At 65.7% G+C, this 8,212-nt stretch carries 6 protein-coding genes and 1 pseudogene; 6 read left to right on the forward strand and 1 reads right to left on the reverse strand.

Features of this window, described 5'->3' with window-relative positions; translation table 11 throughout:
- Nucleotides 1–274 precede the first annotated feature (274 nt).
- A complete protein-coding gene (icd, locus tag HWX55_RS16910; protein WP_039368210.1) occupies nucleotides 275–1,531 on the reverse strand; it encodes an NADP-dependent isocitrate dehydrogenase in 1,257 nt (418 codons plus the stop codon).
- 276 nt (nucleotides 1,532–1,807) lie between these two features.
- Here icd and HWX55_RS16915 point away from each other — a divergent pair, with 276 nt between their 5' ends.
- From HWX55_RS16915 to HWX55_RS36120, 6 genes and pseudogenes are all read left to right on the forward strand, one after another.
- Nucleotides 1,808–2,386, forward strand: coding sequence for a pseudouridine synthase (locus HWX55_RS16915; protein WP_006490892.1), 579 nt, complete (start codon nucleotides 1,808–1,810; stop codon nucleotides 2,384–2,386).
- Nucleotides 2,387–2,667: 281 nt separating this feature from the next.
- Nucleotides 2,668–2,883 carry a hypothetical protein gene (locus HWX55_RS16920; protein ID WP_011352970.1) on the forward strand — a complete coding sequence of 72 codons (216 nt, stop codon included), beginning with the start codon at nucleotides 2,668–2,670 and terminating at the stop codon, nucleotides 2,881–2,883.
- Between the two features lie 160 nt (nucleotides 2,884–3,043).
- Nucleotides 3,044–3,544: a DUF192 domain-containing protein gene (locus HWX55_RS16925; RefSeq protein ID WP_027785219.1), complete on the forward strand. Its 501-nt coding sequence runs from the start codon at nucleotides 3,044–3,046 to the stop codon at nucleotides 3,542–3,544.
- Nucleotides 3,545–3,791: 247 nt separating this feature from the next.
- Nucleotides 3,792–5,903 carry an elongation factor G gene (fusA, locus tag HWX55_RS16930; RefSeq protein WP_023477042.1) on the forward strand — a complete coding sequence of 704 codons (2,112 nt, stop codon included), beginning with the start codon at nucleotides 3,792–3,794 and terminating at the stop codon, nucleotides 5,901–5,903.
- A gap of 167 nt (nucleotides 5,904–6,070) precedes the next feature.
- Nucleotides 6,071–7,081 (forward strand): HoxN/HupN/NixA family nickel/cobalt transporter, encoded by a 1,011-nt coding sequence (locus HWX55_RS16935; RefSeq protein WP_175976548.1) that lies wholly within the window; start codon nucleotides 6,071–6,073, stop codon nucleotides 7,079–7,081.
- Nucleotides 7,082–7,372: 291 nt separating this feature from the next.
- Nucleotides 7,373–8,212, forward strand: a pseudogene (locus tag HWX55_RS36120) (hypothetical protein); the annotation flags it as partial.

Here is an 8,212-nt window from a genome sequence, read left to right on the forward strand (position 1 = left end):
AAGCATTGCTACGTGATGATGGGACTGAGGAGCGCCGGCGGTAACCGGCGGGAAGCGACCGGGTCGATCGCGAAAGGGGCGCGCCGGCTCAGCCGGGCGGTGGTGTTGCGAGGGCCGTCATGTTCTACCTTGCAGGGCTTGCGGGCCGCTTCGCGGCGCCGCGGCCCGCATGCCGGGCCACCCTGCCAACAAACCTGCCATCCACGAAACGCTCCGGCGCCGGCAGTCAGCGCCGGGGCGGCCGGCAACCTGCCGGCCCACCCCGGAAGGGGTCTTACATGTTCTCGATCAGCACTTCGCCGAAGCCGGAGCACGACACCTGCGTCGCGCCTTCCATCAGGCGCGCGAAGTCGTACGTGACGCGCTTCTGCAGGATCGACTTCTCCATCGCGGCGATGATCGTGTCGGCTGCTTCCGTCCAGCCGAGGTGGCGCAGCATCATTTCCGCCGACAGGATCTCGGAACCCGGGTTCACGTAATCCTTGCCTGCGTACTTCGGCGCCGTGCCGTGCGTCGCCTCGAACATCGCGACCGAATCCGACAGGTTCGCGCCCGGCGCGATCCCGATGCCGCCGACCTGCGCGGCCAGCGCGTCGGAGATGTAGTCGCCGTTCAGGTTCAGCGTCGCGATCACGTCGTATTCGGCCGGGCGCAGCAGGATCTGCTGCAGGAACGCGTCGGCGATCGAATCCTTGATCACGATCTCGTTGCCCGTCTTCGGGTTCTTCACGCGCATCCACGGGCCGCCGTCGATCAGCTCGCCGCCGAATTCCTTCTGCGCGAGCGCGTAGCCGGCGTCACGGAACAGGCCTTCCGTGAACTTCATGATGTTGCCCTTGTGCACCAGCGTGACCGACTTGCGATCGTTGTCGATCGCATACTGGATCGCCTTGCGCACGAGGCGCTCGGTGCCTTCGGTCGACACGGGCTTGACGCCGATCCCGGACGTTTCCGGGAAGCGGATCTTCTTCACGCCCATCTCGTCCTGCAGGAACTTGATCACCTTCTTCGCCTGCTCGGAGCCCGCGGCCCATTCGATGCCCGCGTAGATGTCTTCCGAATTCTCGCGGAAGATCACCATGTCGATCTTCTGCGGTTCGCGCACCGGCGACGGCACGCCCTTGAAGTACTGGACCGGGCGCAGGCACACGTACAGGTCGAGCTCCTGGCGCAGCGCGACGTTCAGCGAACGGATGCCGCCGCCGACCGGGGTCGTGAGCGGCCCCTTGATCGACACCACGTATTCCTTCAGCACCTGCAGCGTTTCGTCCGGCAGCCACACGTCCGGACCGTACACCTTGGTCGCCTTCTCGCCCGCGAAGATCTCCATCCAGTGGATCTTGCGCTGGCCCTTGTACGCATGCGCGACCGCCGCGTCGACGACCTTGATCATGACCGGCGTGATATCGAAGCCCGTACCGTCGCCTTCGATATAGGGAATGATCGGCTGATCGGAAACGTTGAGCGAGAAGTCCTTGTTGACGGTGATCTTGTCACCGCCCTCCGGAACCTTGATGTGCTGATACGGCATGATCGACTCCAGTGACGTGGCTGAGCAGGTGATGCTGGTCGAAGCTGCGCGCGCGGCGGGGCGCGGCATGGCCACCCCGTGACGACAACAGCGAGCCGCTATTCTAGCGCCCCAACCGGGCACTTCGGCGTGAACCGCGGCACTGCGTATCAAGACCTCACTTATGTCTTATATAAGACAGAGGACTTGCCGTTCCGTATTATGCATTAAGATTCCGCCATTTGCCATAGACCGCCCGCCCCCGCTCCCCGCGGGGCGCCGGGCGGGCGCCCCGCCATGAACCTGATCGCCCTCAACAAGCCGTTCGGCACGATTTGCCAGTTTTCCGCGCACGAGACGCGACCGTCGCTCGGCGACTGGGTAAAAACGCCCGGCGTGTATGCGGCCGGCCGGCTCGACGCGGACAGCGAGGGGCTGCTGCTGCTCACCGACGACGGCGCGCTGCAGGCCCGCATCGCGGAGCCGCGCCACAAGCTGGTGAAGCGCTACTGGGCGCAGGTCGACGGCGCGCCGGGGCCGGCCGACCTAAAGGCGCTCGCACGCGGCGTCGACCTCGGCGACTACGTGACGCGCCCGTGCCGCGCCGAATTCATCGAGCCGCCCGACACGCTGTGGCCGCGCAATCCGCCGATCCGCTACCGCGCCGCGATCCCGACCACGTGGATCGAGCTGGCGATCACCGAGGGCAAGAACCGGCAGGTACGCCGGATGACGGCGGCCGTCGGCTTCCCGACGTTGCGTCTGGTGCGCGTCGGCATTGGCGCACTCGATATATTCGCGCTCGGCATTGCACCGGGCGAAACAATCGCGCTGCCGCCGCGCGCGCCGTGGGACGGTTTCGCGCCGGCCGGATGACGAATCCGGGACGCGCGAATTTTTCGTCATCTTTTTCGTCAACCACCCGCGCAGATCGCGCGTTAAATCACGCAGATGCCAACCTTAGCTATCCGGCATTGGCAGCCGAACCCGTGTTTGCGTCACGAAAGCGACGTTTTATTCGAATACGATTCGGCGCCCGCAGCGCAAAGAGAAATTTCTCGAAGCGTCTGTCAACCGAAAGGTGGATGGCACCGTTAGACGACATGACTCCTATTGCCGGGTCATTTGGTTAATTAACTAAAGCTGAGGAACACAACATGAACAAACTGATCGCCGCTCTGGTCGCTGGCCTCTTCGCAACGGCTGCTTTCGCACAAGCTTCGGCTCCGGAAGCTGCTCCGGCAGCAGCAGAAGCTGCTTCGGCACCGGCTAAGCACGCTGCCAAGAAGCACCACGCTGCCAAGAAGCACCACAAGGCATCGAAGAAGGCTGCAGCAAGCGACGCAGCAGCACCGGCAGCTGCTTCGAACTAAGTAAGCAAGCTGTAATAACGCAGTCAAGAACACGCAGTCCTGCCGTTCTTACGGCGTTGAAAGGCAGATCACCGCAAGGCGATCTGCCTTTTTCTTTTTTGTGCCCGCCGGCGCGCATCGCGTACCATGCGGGTCTCGTTTTCCAGACAGGAGCCATGCTGTGTCATTCTCCCTGCGCTCGTCGCTCGGCCGCCTTGCGCGCGCCGCCGTGTTTCCCGCCGCCCTCGCCGTCCTCGCGCTCGGCATGCAGGCCGCCGGCGCGCAAGTGCCGCCCGGCGCCAAGCAGCCGAGCGAGTTCCCGCGCGTGAAGCTGCGCGCCGGCATGTACGTGATCGACGCGGCCGTCGCCGCGAACGACGCCGACCGCGAACAGGGGCTGATGTACCGTTCGCAACTCGCGCCGAACGAAGGCATGCTGTTCGTCTTCAACGAGAACGCCGTGCACTGCTTCTGGATGAAGAACACGCTGATCCCGCTGTCGATCGCATTCATCCGCGCGGACGGCACGATCACCGACATCGACGAGATGCGCGCGGAGACGACCGACAACCACTGCCCGCGCAACAACGGCGTCTATGCGCTCGAAATGAGCAAGGGCTGGTTCGCCGCGAAAGGCATCAAGCCCGGCATGAAGCTCGACGGCCTGCCGCGGGCCCAGTAACCGCAGCGGCCCGCGCGGCGGCCTTGCATCGCGCACCGCGCACCGACCGAAAAGCCGGCCGCCCCTTGTTCGTTATCGGGCGCCGGCTTTTTTTTCGCCCGCCGGCGGTATCCACCTTGATTCGGCACGCGCTGCCCGCATCTGCAAAAGCCACGGACAAGCGCTATCCTTTAAATCTCGTTAGTTCCAGCCCGGGCCGGCACCCATTAGCCGGCCCGCTTACGATCCGAACCACCAGGAGGTTCACGTGCCCCGCAAAACCCCCATCGAGCGCTATAGAAATATCGGGATCAGCGCTCACATCGATGCCGGCAAGACCACGACGACCGAGCGCATCCTGTTTTACACCGGCGTGAGCCACAAGATCGGTGAAGTGCACGACGGCGCGGCCACGATGGACTGGATGGAGCAGGAGCAGGAACGCGGCATCACGATCACGTCGGCGGCGACCACGGCCTTCTGGAAGGGCATGGCCGGCAACTATCCGGAACACCGGATCAACATCATCGACACGCCCGGGCACGTCGACTTCACGATCGAAGTCGAGCGCTCGATGCGCGTGCTCGACGGCGCGTGCATGGTCTACGACTCGGTCGGCGGCGTGCAGCCGCAATCCGAGACCGTGTGGCGCCAGGCGAACAAGTACAAGGTGCCGCGCATCGCGTTCGTCAACAAGATGGACCGGATCGGCGCCGACTTCTTCCGCGTGCAGAAGCAGATCGGCGAGCGCCTGAAAGGCGTCGCCGTGCCGATCCAGATTCCGATCGGCGCGGAAGACCATTTCCAGGGCGTCGTCGATCTCGTGAAGATGAAGGCGATCGTGTGGGACGACGAAAGCCAGGGCGTGAAGTTCACGTACGAGGACATCCCCGCGAACCTCGTCGAGCTCGCGCACGAATGGCGCGAGAAGATGGTCGAGGCCGCGGCCGAAGCGAGCGAGGAACTGCTCGAGAAGTATCTGCACGACCATGAATCGCTGACCGAGGACGAGATCAAGGCCGCGCTGCGCCAGCGCACGATCGCGAACGAGATCGTGCCGATGCTGTGCGGCAGCGCGTTCAAGAACAAGGGCGTGCAGGCGATGCTCGACGCGGTGATCGACTACCTGCCGTCGCCGGTCGACGTGCCCGCGATCCTCGGCCACGACTTCGCCGATCCGGAAAAGCCGGCGGAACGTCATCCGAGCGACGACGAGCCGTTCTCGTCGCTCGCGTTCAAGATCATGACCGACCCGTTCGTCGGCCAGCTGATCTTCTTCCGCGTGTATTCGGGCGTCGTCGAGTCGGGCGACACGGTGCTCAACGCGACGAAGGACAAGAAGGAGCGGCTCGGCCGGATCCTGCAGATGCACGCGAACGAGCGCAAGGAAATCAAGGAAGTGCGCGCGGGCGACATCGCGGCGGCGGTCGGCCTGAAGGAAGCGACCACCGGCGACACGCTGTGCGATCCGGCCAAGCCCATCATCCTCGAGAAGATGGAATTCCCGGAGCCGGTGATCTCGCAGGCCGTCGAGCCGAAAACGAAGGCCGACCAGGAAAAGATGGGCCTCGCGCTGAACCGTCTCGCGCAGGAGGATCCGTCGTTCCGCGTGCAGACCGACGAAGAGTCCGGCCAGACCATCATTTCTGGAATGGGCGAGCTCCACCTCGAAATCCTGGTCGACCGGATGAAGCGCGAGTTCGGCGTCGAGGCGACGGTCGGCAAGCCGCAGGTCGCGTATCGCGAAACGGTGCGCACGACGGCGGCCGACGTCGAAGGCAAGTTCGTCAAGCAGTCGGGCGGTCGCGGCCAGTACGGCCATGCGGTGATCACGCTGGAGCCGAACCCCGGCAAGGGCTATGAGTTCCTCGACGAGATCAAGGGCGGCGTGATTCCGCGCGAGTTCATCCCGGCCGTCGACAAGGGCATCACCGAGACGCTGAAGAGCGGCGTGCTCGCGGGCTACCCGGTCGTCGACGTGAAGGTGCATCTGACGTTCGGTTCGTACCACGACGTCGACTCGAACGAAAACGCGTTCCGGATGGCCGGCTCGATGGCGTTCAAGGAAGCGATGCGCAAGGCGAAGCCGGTGCTGCTCGAGCCGATGATGGCCGTCGAGGTGGAGACGCCCGAGGACTTCATGGGCAACGTGATGGGCGACCTGTCGAGCCGGCGCGGCATCGTGCAGGGAATGGAGGACATCGCGGGCGGCGGCGGCAAGCTGGTGCGCGCCGAGGTGCCGCTCGCGGAAATGTTCGGCTATTCGACGTCGCTGCGTTCGGCCACGCAGGGCCGCGCGACGTACACGATGGAGTTCAAGCATTACGCGGAAACGCCGGCGAACGTGTCGGAAGCCGTGATCAATGCGAAAGTGAAGTAAGCGCCGCTCGCTCGCGCTTCGGCGCATGCGCGCAACGCCCGTCCGGTTCGTTCCGGACGGGCTTTTTTTCGTCCGGCGCGCGTCGCGTGCGCGTCTGGTCGATCGGCGCGCCGCGCTTTTTTTCGCGTGCCACAATGGATGGCGATTCGTCAGATGGAACCCGCCCGATGCCGCCCACCCCTGCCCTGCGCCGCCTGCTGACCCTCTATGCCGGCCTGATCGCCGCGAACGTCGCCGTCTGGCTGTGGGCGCTCGCGGTGCTGCGCGACCATCCGCTGCTGCTCGGCACCGCGGCGATCGCATACGGGCTCGGGCTGCGGCATGCGGTCGACGCGGATCACATCGCGGCGATCGACGTCGCGACGCGCAAGCTGATGCAGGACGGCCAGCGTCCGGTGAGCGTCGGCCTGTTCTTTTCGCTCGGTCATTCGACGATCGTGATCGCGGCGACGCTCGGCATCGCGCTGACCGCGTTCGCGCTGCGCGACCGGTTCGATGCATTCCGCGAGATCGGCGGCACGATCGGCACGGCGGTATCGGCCACCTTCCTGCTGGTGCTCGCGTGCGTGAACCTGATGATCCTGCGCGACGTGTGGCGACGCTATCGCGGCGCGTCCGGGCACACGCACGACGGCACGCACGACCATCGTCCCGCCGGGCTCGTCTCGCGGTTGCTGCGCCCGCTGTTCCGGTTCGTGTCGAAGAGCTGGCACATGTATCCGGTCGGCGTGCTGTTCGGGCTCGGTTTCGATACTGCAACCGAAATCGGCCTGCTCGCGATTGCCGCCGCGCAGGCGAGCCAGGGGCTGCCGGTCTATACGGTCATGCTGTTTCCCGCGCTTTTCACCGCCGGCATGACGCTGATCGACTCCACCGACAACGTGCTGATGATTCAGGCATACGGCTGGGCGATGGACGATCCGCAGCGCAAGCTGCTCTACAACGCGAGCATCACGTTCGTGTCGGCGGCCGTCGCGCTGGCGATCGGCGGGATCGAGGCGGCCGGCCTGCTGGCCGACAAGCTGTCGCTGACGGGCCCCGTGCGTGACACGCTCGATGCGCTCGGCGACCGCTTCGGCTCGATCGGCTACGGCATCGTCGCGCTGTTCCTCGTCTGCTGGATCGCGTCGATCCTGTTCCATCGCTGGCAACGCGCGGCCGATGCGCCGGCGCGCTGAACGACTCCTCCGACGTTTCATTCCGGAAACAAAACGCTCCCCTACGACGTTGCACGCGCGGTCACGCGACTGCGCCCGCCTTTCGCGACGGGCCCGAGCGGCCGATGGCACGAATCTCGCAGAGTGAGATTCGCACGGCGGGCCCGCGTGCCGATCCGCGTTCGCGGCTGACGTTCAGCGTCGGCCCGAAGGCGATCGGCCGACGATAGGACTACGAATCTTTTACGCCCCCCTGCACCACACGTAAATCGTCGCGCGGCTACGAGGCATCGCGCGCATGGGGAGGCCATGATGCATAAAACGAAACAACCGTTCCGCGCGGCGGGACGGCGCCCTCGTGCAACCTTGCTGGCCGTGGCCGCGTTCGCGTGCTGCTGCTCGTATGCGGTCGCACAGAACACGACGCCTGACGCCGCGCCCGACGCGAACGCCAGCGCGGACACCATCATGACGCTCGTCGAGAACGCATCGCCGTGCGCCGCCAATCCGGCTGCGTGCGCGGTACACGTGTATGCCGGCCGGGGCGTCGGTAATGGCGGCGCCGGTGCGGGCGGCAGCGGAAACGGGAACGGCGACGGCACCGGGAATGGGAACGGTAGCGGCGGCAACAACGGGAACGGCGCCGTCGGACCTGCGGGTGTCGGCGGAACGACAGGCGGAACCTCCGGCAGTACGAACGGCACGGGCCGCGGAGGCAATGCGTCCGGGAACGGTGGTTCAGGTGGCGGGACTTCGGGCGGCGGCACTTCGGGTGGAGGCACTTCGGGTGGAGGCACTTCGGGTGGCGGCACTTCGGGTGGCGGCACTTCGGGTGGAGGCACTTCGGGTGGAGGCACCTCGGGTGGCGGCACCTCGGGTGGCGGTACCTCGGGTGGCGGCACTTCCGGTGGCGGCACCTCGGGTGGCGGTACTTCGGGTGGCGGTACTTCGGGTGGCGGTACTTCCGGCGGCGGCACGTCCGGCGGCGGCACTTCCGGTGGCGGCACCTCGGGTGGCGGTACTTCGGGTGGCGGTACTTCGGGTGGCGGTACTTCCGGTGGCGGTGGCCACGGTGGTGGTGGCGATGGTGACGGCGGTGGTCACGGCAACGGCGGCGGCCATGGTGACGGTGGCGGTCACGGCAACGGCGGC

Origin of the sequence: Burkholderia sp. BCC1047, from assembly GCF_902833155.1 — a bacterium.
GTDB lineage: Bacteria > Pseudomonadota > Gammaproteobacteria > Burkholderiales > Burkholderiaceae > Burkholderia > Burkholderia sola.

What these genes read in the sequence shown, in the direction of transcription:
- icd (WP_039368210.1), bottom strand. Translation starts at nt 1,531, where the DNA reads ATGCCGTATCAGCACATCAAGGTTCCGGAGGGCGGTGACAAGATCACC.
- HWX55_RS16915 (WP_006490892.1), top strand. Translation starts at nt 1,808, where the DNA reads ATGAACCTGATCGCCCTCAACAAGCCGTTCGGCACGATTTGCCAGTTT.
- HWX55_RS16920 (WP_011352970.1), top strand. Translation starts at nt 2,668, where the DNA reads ATGAACAAACTGATCGCCGCTCTGGTCGCTGGCCTCTTCGCAACGGCT.
- HWX55_RS16935 (WP_175976548.1), top strand. Translation starts at nt 6,071, where the DNA reads ATGCCGCCCACCCCTGCCCTGCGCCGCCTGCTGACCCTCTATGCCGGC.